Consider the following 18,065-nt stretch of genomic DNA (forward strand, 5'->3'; position numbering starts at 1 on the left):
ATCGAATATGGAAGCTACCGTTCCGCCCCCGTCCCACCGTGGATCCACCGGCGAGATGCCCGCCGAGCTGACGAGCTTCGTGGGGCGGACGGAGGACATCGGCAAGGTCGGTACGCTCCTGTCTGATGCCAGGGTGGTCACGCTGACCGGACCCGGCGGCATCGGCAAGACACGGCTCGCCCTGCAGGTGGCCACTCGGGTTCGCCGGTGGTTCCGGGATGGCACACGTTTCATCGACCTCGCGCCCCTGACGGACAGCGGTCTCCTTGCCTATTCGCTGGTCGACGCCCTGAGGATCGACAGCTCGGTCAGGGGCGGTGGGCTGGAGGCCGTCACCGCTTTCCTTCGGGAGCGGAACATGCTCCTGGTGCTCGACAACTGCGAGCAGGTCGCCTCTGCCTGTGCGGAACTCATCCGTGTGGTCCTGCAGCGGGCCCCCGATGTCCGGATGCTGGTGACCAGCCGGCAGTCCTTGGGCATGACCGGGGAGCCCGAGTGGCCGGTGAAGCCGCTTCCGGTGCCGGCTCCGGAGGATCCGGGCGGTGACCGTCCCATGACGCTTGCCGTCGCCGCGGAGTATCCGGGGGTCATGCTGTTCGCCCAGCGCGCCGCAGCCGCGAGCGGATTCCTCCTCTCGGAGGAGAACGTGTCCACGGTCGCACAGGTCTGCCGTCGTCTGGACGGCCTGCCGCTGGCGCTCGAGTTGGCCGCAGCCCTGACCCGGGTGCTGTCTCCGGTGCAGATCCTTCAGCGCATTGAAGACCAGTTCGGAGTCCTGGTGACGGGGGACCGCGCGGTCCCCACCCGACAACGCTCCCTGAGGGCCACCGTCGACTGGAGCCATGAGCTCTGTTCGGACGAAGAACGCCTGCTGTGGGCTCGTTCCTCCGTGTTCGCCGGCTGGTTCGGCCTGTCTGCGGCCGAGGAAGTGTGCGGCGGGGAGGACCTGTCGGCCGGGCTGGTCCTCGAGACGGTCACCGGCCTCGTGGACAAGTCGATCCTGATGAGGCAGGAGAGGCGCGGCGTAGCGCAGTACCGGTTTCTGGACACGCTCGCTCGGTACGGGCGGGAGCGCTTGAAGGAGTCCGGCCATCAGCCTGAATTCGCCCGGCGGCATCGGAACTGGTTCCTGGCCTTGGCCACGCGGATGGAGAAGGAGTGGTTCGGCCCCGAACAAGTCCGCTGGGCGGGGCGGATGCGGGCGATGCGCGCCGATCTGCGCGCCGCTCTCGAGTTCAGTCTCTCCACTCCCGATGAGAGCCAGGAGGGCATTCGGATCCTCGCGGCCATGGACTCATGCTGGGTTGCGTCCGGGCCTGTGGGGGAAGGCCGCCTCTGGCTGAAGCGCGCGCTCGCGCTCGATACCGAGCCGTCACATGCGCGGGCCGGTGCCCTGAGGACCTTGGGGCACCTTGCCTCCATCCAGGGCGATCAGGCCGCGTCCGCAGTGGCGCAGCGGGAGTGCGAGAGCCTCGCGGAGCGATTCGGGGACCGTCCACTGGAGGCGAGTTCCCTGGCCAGCCAGGGGCTGATCGCCCTGAGTACCGGTGACCTGGCCGCGGCAGTCGCGCTGGGTGACGAAGCCCTGCGGCGCCTTGGAGAGGTGGACGGGGCGGACACGGACGAGGTGCAGGCCAAGGTGCAGGCGCTCCTCCTGCTGGCCCTGGCCAAAGACCAGCTCGGAGACTTCGACCAAGCCGCGGAAGCCGCCGAGGAGGCCCTCGGCTACTGCGTGGACCACGGGGAGCAGTGGTTTCGCTCGTGGGCGCTCATCGCCCTCGGCTTCGCCGAACTCGGCCGACTCGATCCGATCGCGGCAGCGGGCCGAGGTCGTGAAGTCCTCCGGATCGCGCAGGCCTTCAGGGACATCACGGGCACGGGCCTGGCCACCCTGCTCATGGCGGGGGCGGGTGTCGTCAGTGGCGAGAACGAGCGCGGCGCCGTCCTCCTGGGCATCACCGAGAGGCTGGGCGAGAAGGCCACGCTGCTCAGGTCCATCGCCTTCTACGACAGCACGAGGAGGCTCTTCGGGGAGCTGGCCCGCAAGGAGCTCGGCGAGGGACCGTTCGACGCGGCCGTGGCCCGTGGACACGGCTTCGGCATCGACCAGGCGGCCGATTTCGCCCTCGGAGTGGCCATCGGCGAGGATACGTCGGCGCGGACCGGGTCGCCCGGGTCCGGCAAGGAGCTGCTGAGCCGCCGGGAGTGGGACGTCGCCCGTCAGGTCTTCCGAGGTCTGTCCAACAAGGAGATCGCCGCGGCACTGGGCATCTCGCCACGCACCGCTGAGGGCCATGTCCAGAAGATCCTCGCCAAGCTCGGGTTTCACTCTCGCACAGAGATCGCCACCTGGATGGCCGGCCGCTCGGACGCTTGAGCGCTGGGTGGTGATCCTTTGACGGTCGCCGCCGACGACGATTCCGGCGGGGCGGCACCCGGCCCGCGTGGCTCTCCCCGCCCAGTACCTGGAACGTGCTGCCGCACCTGTCCTTCAGCACCCCGGGTACTACGTGGGTCGTACCGGGCAGCGAACAGGTAGTACTACGGCTGTGCGCGATGGGGCGACCGGCGAATGTGGATACATCGTCCGATTCGTCCCTTGGAGTCCCGATGACTACAGCAGCCGTTTGTACCCGGCCTTGCGTCGCGGGTGCCTCTGGGCCGGACCTGACCCTCAGCACGGATCACGTCGCGGGCATCAGCGCGATGAGGCGGCGGCTGATCGAGACCCTCAGGGTCCGTGGTTGTGCCGAGCCGACGGTCGACACGGCGGCGCTGCTGGCCACGGAGCTGCTCAGCAACGCACTGAAGCACGCCGACGTGGGCGGTGAGCCGTTCCCGGTCCGGCTGGACGCGTACTGGAACGCGTGCGGTCTGACGATTCTGGTGACCGACCCGGACCCGCGGCTGCCGGTCGCTTCCGACACCGACGACGACGCGGAGAACGGGCGGGGCCTCGGGCTGCTGCAGGCGCTGGCCACCCGCTGGGGCGCCTGTCACGTCGCGGACGGAAAGGCTGTGTGGTGCCAGATCGCCTGAGGCGCATGGCCGCCGGACCCGGCCCGCCCTTCGAGCGGCCCGACGCCTTACCGATACGAAGCGAAGCGAATCGAACCGAAGAGTAGGGAAGCACCCGATGTCTCGAACCTCGAACCATTCACCGGTCACGCTGCCGCCGCGCCCGGCGGTCGATCCAGTCGGTATGAAGCCGAGGGAACGGCCGGATCGGCGCCAAGGGGGCCGGGCAGGTGTGCGTGGGAGCGGCGGATGTGGCTGCGCACGGCCGACTCGGCGATGCCGGGGTCCTCCGTGGCGAGCCTGCCACGACACGCGCGTGCTCCTGGCATGTCTCGGTCGCCATGTCCTCCCGAAAGCGCATCCGTTACGGCTGTGCGCGGGCGTGCCGGCGGTCGACCACCCGGCGCGTCAAGGCGCTTCTGCACGCGGCGGCGATGCGGTCGTGGACTTGTGCGCCGTGAGGGGCACACCAGGGACGGTGTAGGACTGAACGGCAGCGGTGACGTCGCCGGAGAGACCTGCCGGGAAGGGGGAGGCGCTGCCGGTGACGAGATCGGCAGGGCCCGTCGTGCGGTTCGGTCCTAGACCTTGGTGAAGGTCCAGGACTGCAGGGGTGCGGGCATGATGCCCGAGGCGATGACCTTGGCGCCGTTCGTGGCCGACGTTGCGGTGATGGCCTGGGCGCTGGCGGTCGTGGCCACCAGTGAGTAGCCGGTGGCGGCGGTCTGCCAGAGCGACCAGCGCTGGGCGTTGGCCGAGGTGCAGGCGGTCTGGATGATCGCCTGGCCCCCTTCGTTCGAGTCGGTGGAGATGGCGATGCAGAGTCCGCTGGCGACGTTCTTGAGCGTGTAGGTGTTGTTCGAGTTGGCGGTGATGACGAACTTCTGGTTGTTGCCGGTGTGCGGGCTGTAGACGGTCGCCTGGGTGCCGTCGGTGTTGGTCGTGGGGATGTCCATGGCCTTGCCGCCGGTCGTGAGCTGGTAAGTGGCTCCGGACTGGATGACCGGTGCGTAGACCTCGAACTCGTACAGCGAGTAGCCGTAGCCGGTGGCGCGGGCGGTGCCCTGCATACGGACGTAACGGCCGGTACCGGACAGGCCGGTCAGGTCGTCGGTGCCGCCGTCACCCGCGGTGGTCGTGTAGATCGTCCTCCACGTGGTGGCGTCGTCGGAGACCTGGATCTGGTAGCCCTTGCCGTAGGCCTTCTCCCAGTTCAGCTTCACTCGGCTGACTGGCTTCGGGACGCCCAGGTCGACGGTGATCGACTGGTTGTCGGTGTAGCCGCTGGCCCAGCGCGTGGCGTAGTTGCTGTCCACGGCGTTCGCGCTCGGCACGGTGCCGGCCTCGGTGCTGGAGACGGTCACGGGCCGGCCCGCGGCGACGTTGCCCTGCTGGGCGTCGGCCGGCCATGCGGGGTTGCTGCCGATGGTGGCGATCAGGGTCTTGAAGCTGGTCCAGGGGGTTGCCGGCTTGGGCGAGCCCCAGGTCCGCTGGGCCAGCATGCGCAGCCCGTCCTTGATATCGGCGGCCACGCGTTCCTGGGTCGCGGTGTCGCGGTCCATCCAGACGTGGATCTTGGAGCCTAGGTTCTTGGAGTCCGAGGCGTCCGTGATGGTCTGGTTGCCCTGGAACACGTCGAGGTCCCAGGTGCCGTAGCCCGACTGGGAGCCCACCGCACCCGGTCCGCCCGATCCGACGACGTAATAGGTCGGATTCCAGCTCTCGTTGGAGATCAGATGTCCGTTGTCGATGTGCTTCTGCGGCGAGAGGCCGATGTTGTACCAGAACTCGAGGATGATGTTCGAGTCCACGGTGACGGCGCTGCCGCCGCCCACTCCGTCGTTCCAGGCGCGGGTGGTCTTGCCCTTGGACCGGACGATGTCGTTGGCCCAGTTGATGAAGCCGAGGTAGACGTCCTTGCCGGTGGCGTCGGGGCCGTGCTCGTCCTTCGCGTACTGCTGGAGCTGCGGGTAGTCGCTGTAGCTGCCGACGTGGTACTCGTCGGCGCCGATGTGGAAGTACGGGCCGGGGAAGAGAGCCAGGTACTCCTCGTAGAGGTCCTTCAGCAGTGTGTAGGTCCCGGGCTTGCTCAGGTCGATGGACTCCCACATCTTGGTGCCGTTGCTTTTGACCAGCCGCAGTTCGGGGTGGACGTTCAGGACCTGGCGCAGGTGTCCGGGGGCGTCGACCTCCGGAACGATGGTGACCTTGTACTTGGCCGCCAGCGCGATCAGGTCCTGGATCTCCTTCTTGGTCAGGTGCTCGTAGGACACGATCTCCGGATGCGAGGTGCTCTCGATCCGGAAGCCCTGGTTGTCGGACAGGTGCAGGTGGAAGTAGTTCATCTTCAGGTAGGCGAGTTCCTTCACGTGGTCCTTGAGCCACTGCGGTGTGAAGTACTTGCGCCCGACGTCCACCATGAGGCCCCGTTCCGGCTTGAGCGGCCAGTCGCGGGCGGTGCCCTGCGGGATCGACGTGCTTCCCTTGAGCAGTTGCAGGAGGGTGCGGGTGCCGTAGAAGGCGCCGCGGTCGTCGCGGGCGGTGATGGTGATCTTGTCGGTGACCGAGAGGGCGTAGCCCTCGGTGCCGAGCTTGGTGTCCGTGGAGCCCAGCGCCAGGTAGATGTCACCGGCGCGCAGATCTGCAGTCGTCCCTGTGGCCTGCGCGGGTGCCTGGCCCTTGAGGGCCTTCAGGTCGTCGGCGAAGACCTGGCTGGTGGTGGCCAGAGCGTTCGCGTTCGTGGTGGAACGGACGATGCGCGTGGCACTGGAGTAGCTGAACGATCCGGTGCCGCCGGTCCATTCCTGCAGCGCGGGAATGGTCTGGGGCTTGGGATTGTCCGTGGCCTGCGTGGCCGCCGGGCTGCCTGCCACGGAGGCGGTGGCAGGCAGCCCGACGAGAACGGCCAGCCCGAGGAGAACAGCGAGCACACTGCGGGGAAGCGACGGCAAGGGCTTCATCTCGGTTCCTTCGAACGGGTGATCGGGGCGCCGGGGGCGGTGGCTGGGAAGTCCTGTCCCGGGGCGGGAAGGTAGACCCGTCTCCGGATGGGGCGGCCGCCGCGGGGCCGGTCGGGATCCGCGGGGCCCTGCGGGGCCGGGACCGTCATGGGCCTGGGATCCGGGCGACCACGGCGAGCGGGCGGAGGGGGGCCTGCTGGATCCGCTTGCTTCTCAGGTGAGTTGGCGGATGCGGGGGCGCGACTGCGCCAGTGGTCTAAACCACACGCCGACATGGTCGGCGGGTGGCGAGCCTGGTGTCAAGAGGTTCGTCACCGCGACGGGCGGGCCGGCATGGTCTGCACTCCGGCCTGCTCCGGTGTGCGCTGCCGCGTGTGGGGCCATTCGGCCCCCTCTTACTTCGATGAGCAGCGTTATAAAGGCGAGTGGTACGAGGTCTTTTGTCGTCATTGAGCCTCGACTTGAAGGTGAAGTATTGCCTGATGGCTGCCGTGGCTCTAGATTGCGGCTCCATATAACGCCGCTGACTGAAGTAAAGGCGATCGTGTGACCCAGCTCAGATTCACCCAGAAGGGGACGAAGGGGTCTCTACGTGCCCGCAATGACGTGCTGGTGCTGCAGTGTGTCGCGGCGGGCGGAGGCCGGTTCGCCCGCAGCGACGTGATCCGCAGTACGGGGCTGCCTGCGGCGACGGTGTCTGCGATCGTGGCCGACCTGATCGAGCGGAGGCTGGTGCGGGAAGCCGGCAGGGAGGTGCAGGGCGTCGGCAAACCGAGGGTCCTCCTCGAGCTCGATGACGCTCACCATCGTTTCCTCGGCGTGCATTTGGGCCGGAACGGGATCCACGCGAGCCGGCTCACGCTCACCGGCCGTGTCGAGGAGAGCGCCGCGGTCGCGCACGTGCCGGGCGAGGGCACCCTGTCGATGGTGGCGGAGGTGGCGCGTCGGTTGATCCCGAGTGGTGACGGCTCGGTCGCCGCGATCGGCGTAGCGGTACCCGGCATCGTCGGCGACGACGGCGTGATCCGGGAGGCGGTCAACTACGGCTGGCACATGCTGCCGTTGGGGCAGAGCCTGTCGGAGCTCTGCGACGGACTGCCGGTCCACGCCGTCAACGACGCCAACGCGGTGGCGTTGTCGGAAGTCGCACTGTCCGCGGACGGCAGCGGGGCGGTGGTCGCCCTGTGGATCGGCACCGGCATCGGGGCGGGCATCGTGCTGGACGGCCGGCTGTACCAGGGGGCCGGGTTCCGCAGCGGCGAGATCGGGCACATCGACGCCGGGGCGTCGCTGCGGTGCGGCTGCGGTCTGATCGGCTGTCTGGAGACGGTGGCCGCCCAGCCGTCGATCCGGGGAGACGCGGACGATGCCACCGTTGAGCGCTTCCTCGACGGGGCCGACGACGGCGAGGTCAGGGCACTGGGTGAGCGGGTCACCCGCGCCGCCCGGGAACTGGCCCGCCTGCTGTCGACGCTGGCGGGGACCTTGGACGTCACCGAGTTCGTTCTCGGTGGGCCGATGGCCTCCGACCGGCTCGGCCCGGCGCTGGTGCGTCAGGTCAACGAGACGCTGGCGCTGCGCGTGATGTCCGGATTCGCTCCGCTGACGCTGCGCCCCTTCACACTGGGCCGCCACAGCGTGGAATTTGGCGCCGCGGCCCACGCGATCCGTCAGCAACTCGGCGTCATGATCACGATGTCCGCGGGGGGCATCGCGGTCGGCGGAATCGAGGCGAGTTCTTCCGAGGCAGCCTCTACTGAGTCCGCTGTCGCGGAGACCACCTGAAGAAAAACGGCCCGTTGCACCTCATCCATGAAAGGGACGCCATGAAAAGACCCCCCGTCGCGGCTGTGCTTGCAGCCGCTGCCGTGGCCATAGCACCGCTCTGTATCCTGACGGCCACTCCGGAAGCGCATGCCGCGACCACCACTCCTGCGACCGTTCCGGCGGTGCGTCAATGGACGGGAACGACAGGTTCTTTCACGTTCGGTTCTGCCGGACGGGTTGTCGTCGATCCGGCCTACGCTTCGCAGATCACCGGTGACGCCAACACCTTCGCCGCAGAACTGTCGGCCCTCAAAGGCCGTACCGTCTCCGTGGTCCAGGGCGTGGCAGGTCCGGGCGACATCGCGCTGACCCTGGGCGGCTCCCAGCCGGACGAGGGCTACACCGTCACCGTCGGATCGAGCATCAGGATCCAGGCCAAGACCTCGACCGGCGAGTTCTGGGGCACGCGGACCGTGCTCCAGATGCTCAGCAAGAGCTCCACGATTCCCGCCGGGACGGCCAACGACTCCCCGACCAAGCCCGAACGCGGGCTCATGATCGACACCGGCCGCAACTTCTTTCCGGCCGACTGGGTCAAGAGGCACATCCGCGAGATGTCCTACCTGAAGATGAACTACCTCCACCTGCACCTCTCGGACCGCCACGGCTTCCGCCTGGAGTCCAGCACGCACCCGGAGATCACGTCTGCCCAGCACTACTCCAAGCAGGACATCCGGGACTTCATCGACCTGGGCAACAAGTACCACGTCCAGATCGTCCCGGAGATCGACATACCGGGGCACATGAACGCGGTCCTGGCGGGCGAACTGGCGATCGGCAAGGACTACCGCCTCAAGGACTCCGCGGGAACCGCCGACGACGGCTTCATCGACCTGTCGATCCCCGGCGCCCGAACCCTGATCACGGATCTGATCAAGGAGTACATGCCGCTGTTCAATAACTCGAACTACTGGCACCTGGGCGCCGACGAGTACGTCACCAACTACAACGCGTACCCCCAGCTGCTCACCTACGCACGGGCCAAGTACGGCGCCACCGCGAAGGCCAAGGACGTCTACTACGGCTTCATCAACGAGGCCAATTCCCTCGTTCGCGGCGCCGGCAAGACGATGCGCATGTGGAACGACGGGATCGGCACCGGCGACGGCACGATCACGCCGGACTCCAACATCATCGTCGAGTACTGGTACGGCTTCGGCAAGAACCCGCAGCAGCTCATCGACGCCGGGCACACCGTGGCCAACGCGTCCTGGACGCCGACCTACTACATCTACGGCAAGAACAAGCCGGACACCAAGTGGATGTACGAGTCCTGGAACCCTGACCTGTTCCAGGACGCACGCACCATCACCGACCCGGTCAAGAACCGTGGCTCGCTGATCCACGTCTGGTGCGACACCCCCACCGCCGAGACCGTTGAGCAGACGGCGGACGGGATCAAGAACCCGCTGCGCGGCCTCGCGCAGATGACCTGGGGCTCGCCCAAGCTCGTCCCCACCTACGCCGAATTCGTACCGATCATGGACGCGATCGGCCGTAACCCGCTGTGGCAGACCACCAGCGCCCCCAGCAACTTGACCCAGGGCAAGCCCACCACCTCCTCCAGCATCGAGGGCTCCGGCACCCCGGCGGCCAATGCCACCGACGGCTCCATGAGCACCCGTTGGGCCAGCGCGTCCACGGACCCGAGCTGGATCAAGGTCGACCTCGGATCGGTCCAGACCGTCAACCGGGTCGTCCTGGCCTGGGAGGCCGCCTACGGCAAGGACTACCAGATCCAGATGTCGAATGACGGCACGAACTGGACCACCGTCTACACCCGGACCGCCGGTACCGGCGGCACCGAGACGCTCACCGGGTTCAGCGGTTCTGGCCGCTACATCCGGATGAACGGCACGGCGCGCGGTACAACGCACGGCTACTCGCTGTACGAGTTCCAGGCCTTCCACGACACCGACTTGGCAAAGGGCAAGCCCACCACCGCCTCCAGCGTGGAGACTCCCGTCTTCCCGGCGGCCAATGCCACCGACGGCAATGCCGCCACGCGCTGGTCCAGCAGCCGCGCCGACTCGCAGTGGCTGCAGGTCGACCTCGGCTCGACGAAGTCGATCAACCAGGTCCGGCTGTCCTGGGAGACCGCATACGCCAAGGCTTTCCAGATCCAGGTCTCCGACGACGGCAGCCACTGGATCAATCTCTACTCCGCCACCGCCGGCACCGGCGGCGTCCAGAACCTGACCGGTCTCGCCGGCAACGGGCGCTACATCCGGATGAACGCAACCGCTCGCGGCACCGTGTACGGGTACTCGCTCTGGTCCTTCGAGGTCTACGGCAGCTGACGGCTTTCGCTTCTCGGGAAGGGGAGCGAAAACCGATTCCGTACAACTGATGCCGGGGTGACGTCGGCAGACGTCGGGGTCACCTCGGCACAGCCCGCGGTTGATGCCGCCCCGGAATCCTGACCGGGGCGGCATTGCGGGTGCCCCCTCGACTCTCGAAGCCCAGTCGGGGCCTCCTTGATGCACTCGTCGTCGGTGGCGACTACTACGCAGTCGAGGCGCTGGGCCTCCATGCAGCGTTGGTGAACGTCCAGACCAGCGGCTTGTTCCCGAGCCGCGCCAGAGGATTGCCGGGAATCCGGGAGACGCCCCAGCGGCAGGAAATGACCGCAATGTGTCGGCGTATGGGGGGTGTGGTGAAGCGGTGGCAGCCACGGGGTGCTCCTGTCGGTGAGTGGCGAGCGTGGTGCGAAGTCGTGGGCAGCCCGTTATGCCGCGTGGCCGTACGCGGCGGAACCGGTGGCCAGTGCCTGCATGTGGGCTCGCATGCCGGTGTGGAGGTCGACCTGGGGCCGCCAGCCGAGGACCTCGTGGGCACGGCCGGGGTTGGCGCGAGTGGTGAGTACGTCGCCGCTGCGCGGGCTTTCCTGGTGAACCTGGATCTCGCGCCCGGCGAGACTGTTGGCGATGTTGATCACTTCGAGCAGGGATGCGCTTGAACCGCCCCCGACGTTGATCACCCCGCTGGCTGTCGGGATGGTGGCCGCGGCGATGGTGGCGGAGACCGCGTCATCGATGTACGTGAAGTCCCGGCGCTGGTGCCCGTCCCCGTACAGACGCAGCGGTCGGCCGACCAGGGCGGCTGTGAGGGCGCGGTGCGTGAACATGTCGGGTCGCTGTCGAGGACCGTAGACGGTGAAGTACCGCAGGGCGACGACGCTGGTCGGGCAGTGGGCCTGGGTGGAGTGCACGAGGCAGAGCTGCTCCTCGGCGAGCTTCGTGACCGCGTACGGGGATGCCGGCTGGGGCCGATCGGTCTCGACGCTCGCACCGCCGTCGGTGGGGCCGTAGACGCTGGAGGAGGAGGCCACCACAAGCCGGGGCACGCCCATCCGGGAGACGGCGTCCATGACGCGGTGGGTGGCGAGGACGTTGGAGGCGACGTACTCGCTGAACTTCGGTCCCCACGAAGGGCGTACCCCGGGGATGCCCGCCAGGTGGAAGACGGCGTTCGCGTCGACGAGAAGCGGCTCGATCGCGCAGCTGAGGAGATCGGCGGTGACGTGCATGTACCCCGGGAGCCCCTGCAGGACGGCGAGGTTGGCCGCGGCCGTGGGGTCGGTGGCCGGGTCGCGCCGGTCGACGCCGACGACGATGGCGCCGGCCTGGACGAGGGCGTGCGTGAGGTGGGAGCCGATGAAGCCGGCGGCGCCGGTCACGACCGCCCGGCGGGGGACAGCGGTGGTCAAGTGGGATGGATGCTGCGGCACGGGAATCTCCATGAATCGGGGGAGGCGGCGGCTTAGGTGACGCGGGCCAGCACGGTGCGGCCGTGGGTCTTGAGGGCGAGGTCGTCCTGCTCGTGTCCACGCACCAGGGCGGTGACGGCCTCGATCGCGCCGAAGGACTCCAACAGCCGCTGCTCGGTGTCGTTCAGCGGCTGTCCGTATCCGGCGAAGAACGCCGTTCGGAGGTTCGGGACGGCCTGCCAGCGGCGGAACTCGAGCCGGGCGAAGTCGCGGATGCGGGCGTCACGGCGCATGTGTTCGAAGTCGCACAGCCCGAAAGCGTCGCCGAGGAGCCAGTTCCGCGGCTGGTAGTCGAGGTGGCATACGGCGCTGTCCATGAGCGTGTTCGCCAGGACGTCCGCGTTGTGGTTCAGGCGGTCGCGTTCGACCTTGGAGATGAGGTCGGCCCGGTCTGCGCGGGCGATCCAGTCGCGCAGCCGCTGGGCGAGTCCCGTGCCGACGGCGCCGGTACGCGGCACCGCAGTGGAGTGGTGCAGCTTGCCCAGCACGCGTCCGGCCTCGAAGTGGGCCTGCTCCTCCTCGGGCGACCCCGGTGTGACCGTGTCCGCCCGTACGCCGGGGACAGCGGTGAGAAGCAGGCTGCATGTTGCGTCCTGTCGGCCGACCACGTGGGGGACGTGGCCGATCAGGTGGGTCCCCCAGGCGAGATAGGCGTGCAGCTCGCGGGCGTACCGGTCGCGCTCGCTGTGCTGCTTGGCGAAGAACTCTTTGCCGTCGGCGTTGACCAGGCGCAGGACGCGGGGCGGGAGAGCCTGATCGGGCACGACACGGACCGCTCCGAGCGCGCCTCGGGCCAGTTTCAGGCGCGGATCATCGTAGATCGTGATCACGAGGCGGCCTCCTGCGATAAAGCGACCAGGTGCTCGGTGTCGTTGTGGCGGTCGAGCATCCACCTTCTCTGTCCGAGCCGATTGAGGTGGTGCTGCCAGCGAGTGATGGACCCGTGGGAGACCGTGAATCCGGCCGGGGAACCGACAGGGATTCCCAGGAGCAGGGTGTGCGCGACGATCACGGTCTCGCCGTGCGCGGCGAACAGGACGCGTTCGCCTTCGTGCCGGTCGATGAGTTCCTGCAGGAAGCGGCCGGCCCGCTCCAGGTATCCGTTCCAGGAGTCGGATCCAGCAGCCCAGGGCTTGTCGGGATGGGCGTGCGGGCCGCCGTCGGCGGCGGTCTTCACGTCGGTCCAGGGCAGACCATCGGCGGCGCCGTGGACCGGACCGTCGAGACGGTCTTCCGTGCACATGGGGAGCCGGAGGGCCTGGCTGATGATCTCGGCGGTCTGGCGCAGGCGGATGCGAGGGCCGGCGTACAGCGTGTCGAACGGCTTGTCGCGGTGCTCGGCGGCGAGGCGGAGCGCGACCCGTTCGGCCTGCGCGTATCCGCGGTTGCTTAGCCCGGTGCAGGTGCGCGGGCCGCCAACCAGGCCGTCGAGGTTGCACTGGGCCTCGCCGTGGCGGACGAAGACGAGTTCTGTGGTGATCATGCGGAACCTCAGGGGCAGGGTCGGGACGGCCAGTTGTGGCGGTAGCCGTTGCGGCCGGCGTACGGGGCGGTCAGGACGGCGTGCAGGGCGAGGAAGTCGTCGAGCCGATCGCGATCCGTGGTGCCGAGCCGGTGATCGTGGCGTTCGGCGGCCTCGTTGTAGGCGCGCAGGGCGGAGTCGATGGCTGGCGCCGGCAGCGGCCCATACGTCAGGACCATCGTCGCGATCAGCTTCGCCAGGTCGTACCCCATTGGCGCCAGCGTGAGGTCGTCGGTGTCGACCGTGTAGACGTCGCCGGCCTCGGCGATGATGAAGTTCCGGGGGTTGCTGTCCTTGTAGAAGGCGGTCGGCCCCTCGGCAGTCTTCTCCAGCAGCGCCAGCATCGCGTGCAAGGCGACCCGGTCTGCCAGGTACCCCTGCTCAAGTCTTCTTCCGAGGGCCGTCTGCCGGGGACCGATGTAGTCGCCGAACGCGATGCCATCCTGGAAACGGTGCGGCGTGTTCAGAGAGGCCGGCCGCAGGTCCGTGGTCCAGGCGGCTCCGTGGGCGTCGCCCAACAGCGCGGCCAGGGCCAGCAGGTCCTCGGGCCGGGCCGGGCTGCCGTCGATCCACTCGTACGTCAGACTCGTCGGCCCGACAACTGTCAGCGCCGGCAGCCGCAGGGGCCGGGCGTGCTCGGCGAGCCAAGCGTGATGGCGGGCTGCCGCGGCCACCCGATCAGGAGCCTCGTAGCGCTTGGTGAAATACCGGAGCATCATTGCCGTCCTTTCTTCGACTGGGCTACGACGAAGGTGACGACGGACTTGGTGGTGAGGGGCTGGTCAGGCAGGAGCTCGTGCAGGGTCGCCGCGAGCGCGTCCGCGTTGCCGTTGAGGCCGGGGGCGAGGTCGTACTTTGGGTTGGTGGCGAGGTACTCGGCGACGTGGTCGTGGCCGTCGAAGGTGAAGCTGTGTTCCTCGTGCTCCACGGCGAGTACGTCGAGCGGCACGGCGGCCAGGTCGGCGAGGTTGCCGCTGTGCGCCGAGACGTAGAGGCTCTCGTGCTGCTCGGCTCGCGGGTCGAGGCCGGCGGCGGCCACCAGTTGGTCCATCTCCCGGTAGCTGTCGAGGCTCTTCGTGACGAACACGGCCAGACCGCCGGGAGCGAGTGCCCGACCGATCCCTGCGACCACAGCCTGCGGGCGCGGCGAGTGGTAGAGGCAGAACGCGGCGACGACGACATCGCACGACCCGTCGGACACGGGGAGACGGTGGAAGTCGCCCTGGTGGAAGGTCACCGGGAGGCCGTGCAGTTGCCGGGCTCGCAGGCGAGCTTGCTCAAGCAGGGTCGGCGCGGCGTCGAGACCGATGACCCGCCGGGGGCGGAGTTCGTTGGCGAGGGTCAGGCTGCTCGTTCCGCGACCGCAGCCGAGGTCCAGGACCAGGCCGAGGCGATCCGGTCGCTCATGGTGGTCGCGGACCAGCGCGACGATCGTGTCCGGTACAGGGCGCCCGGAGCTCTTCGCCCGCATCAGCGCGCTGGACCGACTGGCCAGTCGGGAGGCGTCCCCATACAGATCCGCCTGCCGAGCTGGGTCCAGGAAAGGGTTGGTCCCGTTCATGCCGCACCCTCCCCTTGGGGGAGCGGAGAGCTCAGCGGCGCTCGTCGGCGACCTTCCGCAGCCAGCGGCCCGTCTGACGCCGGCTTGACAGCAGCACCACCTCGGCACGGCCCGAGGCGAACTCGCTGATCTTGGCCATGACCCGCGGGCGCATCTTGCGGCGGTACGTCGCCACGTACTTGATCACGCCCCAGTGGATGCGGTTGTGCACGCCATTGCCCTTGTGCCCGGCCCCGTGCCGGATCTGCCGGGAGAACATCCCGTACAGTGCGGCCACGGTCGAGACGTCCATCAGGACCACCGTGTCGCAGGCTTCGAGCCGGATATGCAACGTGGAGTTGTAGTTCCCGTCGATCACCCACCTCGGCTGGGCGACCAGTTCCCGCTGCAGGTCGGCGAACCTCTCCGCGGGCAGCTCGTTCCACTCGTCGTCGTAGAACGCGGCGTCCAGGTGCGTCACCGGGGCGCCGAGAATCCTGCCCAGCTCGCGCGCCAGGTACGACTTGCCGCTGCCTCCGCAGCCGACGATGGCGACCTTCTTCATGATGCTCCAGCGTAGAGGTGCTCGGGTGCCCGGTCGGACCGGCCGCCTGGGCACGTTCGGATGATCCAGACGTGGTGGCCTGGCTGCTCAGCTGCATCAGGCCGCCCCACGTTCCATGGCGAGGGGACTGGCGGCCGTGTCCAGGACGGCTTCCAGCGCGTCGACCTGTCGGCTCAGACGGAACAGGTCCAGACGGTCCAGGCAGGCCGCGATCAGGTTTGCGTGCTGCTGGGTGCCAGCGATCCGCCGGAGGTGATTCAGCCGCTCGATCACCTCGCCACCAGAACGGACGATCAGCTCCTCGGGCACGAAGCGGTCGGCGTGCACGATGTCGGCAGGGGCGAGCGGGAGGCAGCCAGCGAGCACGGCCTCGAAGATCCGCTGCGTCATCTGCCCGACGGCGGCGTACCGCTCCGGCAGCATGAGCACGGTCGCCAACGACCTGCCGTACACGCCGTGGACCGCCTCGAAGGGGAGCTTGCCGAGGAACCGGACGTGCGGCCAGCGGCCGGTCCTGGTCCATTTGCCTCCGACGAGGTGATCGAAGCGTGCGGCGGCCGGTGCGAAGAAGCGGTCGAAGTGCTCGTCGCGGTCGTACTGGTTGCCGAGGTACCCGAGGACGAGATCCCGGGGCTGCTTGGCGAGCGCGACCGGATCCGACCCGGCGAGCAGGCGGTCGTCGACGGGGAAGAGCAGGCGGTGCGCCCCAGGCGTCGGTTCGAGAGCGGCCTCGCAGACAGTGGCCTGGGGAACGCGCCGCCACACGCTTTCCGCCCGGAGCTTGCGGTCCTTGTCCCAGATCACGGTCGGCGTCTTCCTGCGCACGGTGTACCGGGTGATCAGTTCGGCCTGGCGATGCAGGTCGCAGGTGTGGCCTTCGGCGCCGCACGGGGTGGTGTTTCGCCCCGCGATCGCCCAGCGCCACTCCAGGAACAGGGCGTCGATGTCCGGGCTGCCGCTGTCGAAGGTGTAGGTGTTGCCCAGGTCGTCGCCGGCCTCGATCAGGTCGCGGTTGGCCTGCAGGAAAACGATCTCGTGGCCGCGGTCGACGAGAGCGTCGATCAAGGGGCGGCGGTGGCTGCGGCCCCCGTCCGGGGTGTCCGTGACCCCGCTGCCGAGGAAGCCCCAGAAGCTGTACCCGATCTTCATTTGGTGATCCACCGCCCTTCCAGCAGGAGGGCGTCCAGGCCCGAGTTGGCCAGGCAGTCGAGCGCCATCGCGGGTGTTCCGCAGATCGGCTTGCCCTTCACGTTGAGCGAGGTGTTGATCAGCACCGGTACGCCCGTGCGCCGGGCGAAGGCTCTGAGGACCTCGTGCATGAACGGGTTCTGCGAGCGAGTGACGGTCTGGAGGCGGGAAGTTCCATTGGCGTGCACGATGGCCGGCAGCAGCTCGCGCGCCTTGTCGGTGACACCGGACGCCATCGACATGTACGGCGCCTCCTGGCCGAGAGTGAAGAACTCCGAAGCCCGCTCGACCAGCACCATAGGGGCGAAGGGACGGAACGGCTCCCGGAACTTCACCGTGGCGTTCAGCCGCTCGACGACGCCCGGCTCCCTCGGGGAGGCCAGGATCGAGCGGTTGCCCAGGGCGCGGGGGCCAGCTTCGACCCGTCCTTGGAAGAGCCCGACGATCAAACCGTTGGCGAGCTGCTCGGCGAGGAACTCGGCGGCCTCGCTGCCCAGCGCCTTCTCCTGGAGGCCGGGCCACGAGGTGAGGTCGAGGGCCGTTTCCTCGAAGGACGGCCCGAGGTAGCAGGCCCGGGCGACGCCAGACAGGGGCTGTCGGGCGTGGCCATCGTGGTGTACGGCGATGGCGGCACCGATCGCGGTGCCGGCGTCGCCCGGGGCGGGCGGCACGAAGACCTCGTCGAACACGCCGGCCTCGATGATGCGGCCGATGCTCACGCAGTTCGTGGCGACGCCGCCTCCGACGCACAGGCGGCGGGAGCCGGTGACGGTCCGCGCTCGGCGGGCCAGGTGCAGCATTACCTGCTCGGTGCGCTCCTGGAGGGCCGCAGCCAGATCCCGGTGCACGTCGCGCAGCGGCTCGCTCGGGTGGCGTTCGGGGCACGTCTCTTCGATGAAGCGCCGGGTGGTCCTTGGATAGCCCGAAGTCAGCACCCGCGGGGGGAAATAGAGAGGGTTGACGGCGAAGCCCGTGGAGGTGACGCGGATGGCCCGGGCGAAGAGTTTCCGGAATCGCGCGGGATCGCCGAGCGCGGCGAGCGCCATCACGGTGCCCTCCTCGTCACCGCGGCGCCACCCGAGGTGCTCGGTGACCGCGCCGTACACGTACCCGAGGGAGGCGGGATCGTTGATCGCCTCCAGGGTGCGGGTGCGTGGCCGGAGTGCGTCGTACCCGTGGGCGATGGTCGTCGTCTGCCTCTCGCCGAGGCTGTCGACGACGAGCACGGCGGACTCGTTCCACCCGGAGGCCGCGAAAGCCATCAGCTGATGAGCCCGGTGATGCAGGACCGGGGAGACACGTGCGGCGGGGAACCGCCGGCCGAGGTCGCGGAGACGGAGCTGGGTGCGCATCGCCACCTTGGCGAAGCCACGGGCTCGCGGCACCGCCCGGTCACGCGTGCTCGGTGACAGCCCCAGACGCAGCGCGGCCGGGGATTCGAGTAGGTAGCGGGCGGGCTGGAAGTTGTAGGCCACGGCGTCGACGTCGGTGGCGGCCAGCCCCGCCTCGCCGAGCAGCCACTCGACGGCATGGCGCGGGTAGTCCTTGGTGTGCTTCTGCTGGGACAGCCGCTCCTCCTCGACGAAGCCGATGAGCTGCCCGTCGACGAGCAGCGCGGCTGCGGAGTCGTGGGTGTATGAGCACAGGCCGAGGATGACCGAGGGCGTCTGGTCCAC

General features: G+C 68.6%; 13 protein-coding genes. 4 read left to right on the forward strand and 9 right to left on the reverse strand.

Features of this window, described 5'->3' with window-relative positions; genetic code table 11:
• Positions 1–55: 55 nt before the first annotated feature.
• Both IE237_RS32480 and IE237_RS32485 read left to right on the forward strand, forming a co-directional pair.
• Complete coding sequence (locus IE237_RS32480; RefSeq protein WP_189805739.1) at positions 56–2,377, forward strand: LuxR C-terminal-related transcriptional regulator; 2,322 nt, start codon at positions 56–58, stop codon at positions 2,375–2,377.
• 233 nt (positions 2,378–2,610) lie between these two features.
• On the forward strand, positions 2,611–3,039 hold the full coding sequence (locus IE237_RS32485) for an ATP-binding protein (protein WP_189805740.1): 429 nt from the start codon (positions 2,611–2,613) through the stop codon (positions 3,037–3,039).
• Positions 3,040–3,599: 560 nt separating this feature from the next.
• On the opposite strand, the gene IE237_RS32490 is transcribed toward IE237_RS32485, so the two are convergent.
• A complete protein-coding gene (locus IE237_RS32490) occupies positions 3,600–5,978 on the reverse strand; it encodes a family 20 glycosylhydrolase (protein WP_189805741.1) in 2,379 nt (792 codons plus the stop codon).
• Between the two features lie 546 nt (positions 5,979–6,524).
• Here IE237_RS32490 and IE237_RS32495 point away from each other — a divergent pair.
• Together IE237_RS32495 and IE237_RS32500 are read left to right on the forward strand one after the other, a co-directional pair.
• The gene (locus tag IE237_RS32495; RefSeq protein ID WP_189805742.1) at positions 6,525–7,763 is read left to right on the forward strand and encodes an ROK family transcriptional regulator; all 1,239 of its coding nucleotides are present in this window, start codon (positions 6,525–6,527) and stop codon (positions 7,761–7,763) included.
• 41 nt (positions 7,764–7,804) lie between these two features.
• On the forward strand, positions 7,805–10,105 hold the full coding sequence (locus tag IE237_RS32500; protein ID WP_189805743.1) for a glycoside hydrolase family 20 protein: 2,301 nt from the start codon (positions 7,805–7,807) through the stop codon (positions 10,103–10,105).
• 428 nt (positions 10,106–10,533) lie between these two features.
• Here the strand turns inward: IE237_RS32500 and IE237_RS32505 are convergent, their stop codons facing one another.
• The 8 genes from IE237_RS32505 to IE237_RS32540 all read right to left on the reverse strand — a co-directional run bounded on the left by IE237_RS32505 (position 10,534) and on the right by IE237_RS32540 (position 18,065).
• Positions 10,534–11,514 (reverse strand): NAD-dependent epimerase/dehydratase family protein, encoded by a 981-nt coding sequence (locus IE237_RS32505; protein WP_229843043.1) that lies wholly within the window; start codon positions 11,512–11,514, stop codon positions 10,534–10,536.
• Between the two features lie 53 nt (positions 11,515–11,567).
• Positions 11,568–12,404, reverse strand: a complete 837-nt coding sequence (locus IE237_RS32510) for a phosphotransferase (RefSeq protein WP_189805745.1) — start codon at positions 12,402–12,404, stop codon at positions 11,568–11,570.
• The gene (locus IE237_RS32515) at positions 12,401–13,057 is read right to left on the reverse strand and encodes a histidine phosphatase family protein (protein WP_189805746.1); all 657 of its coding nucleotides are present in this window, start codon (positions 13,055–13,057) and stop codon (positions 12,401–12,403) included. Before IE237_RS32515 ends, IE237_RS32510 begins: the two co-directional genes overlap by 4 nt.
• An 8-nt stretch (positions 13,058–13,065) precedes the next feature.
• Positions 13,066–13,815: a phosphotransferase gene (locus tag IE237_RS32520; protein WP_189805747.1), complete on the reverse strand. Its 750-nt coding sequence runs from the start codon at positions 13,813–13,815 to the stop codon at positions 13,066–13,068.
• Positions 13,812–14,567, reverse strand: a complete 756-nt coding sequence (locus IE237_RS32525; RefSeq protein ID WP_229843045.1) for a class I SAM-dependent methyltransferase — start codon at positions 14,565–14,567, stop codon at positions 13,812–13,814. Before IE237_RS32525 ends, IE237_RS32520 begins: the two co-directional genes overlap by 4 nt.
• A gap of 121 nt (positions 14,568–14,688) precedes the next feature.
• The gene (locus tag IE237_RS32530; RefSeq protein WP_189805749.1) at positions 14,689–15,201 is read right to left on the reverse strand and encodes a P-loop NTPase family protein; all 513 of its coding nucleotides are present in this window, start codon (positions 15,199–15,201) and stop codon (positions 14,689–14,691) included.
• A gap of 96 nt (positions 15,202–15,297) precedes the next feature.
• Complete coding sequence (locus IE237_RS32535; protein ID WP_189805750.1) at positions 15,298–16,350, reverse strand: glycosyltransferase family protein; 1,053 nt, start codon at positions 16,348–16,350, stop codon at positions 15,298–15,300.
• Positions 16,347–18,065: a carbamoyltransferase family protein gene (locus tag IE237_RS32540; RefSeq protein WP_189805751.1), complete on the reverse strand. Its 1,719-nt coding sequence runs from the start codon at positions 18,063–18,065 to the stop codon at positions 16,347–16,349. Before IE237_RS32540 ends, IE237_RS32535 begins: the two co-directional genes overlap by 4 nt.

The sequence above is a fragment of the Streptomyces tanashiensis genome (assembly GCF_014648895.1).
Lineage (GTDB): Bacteria > Actinomycetota > Actinomycetes > Streptomycetales > Streptomycetaceae > Streptomyces > Streptomyces tanashiensis.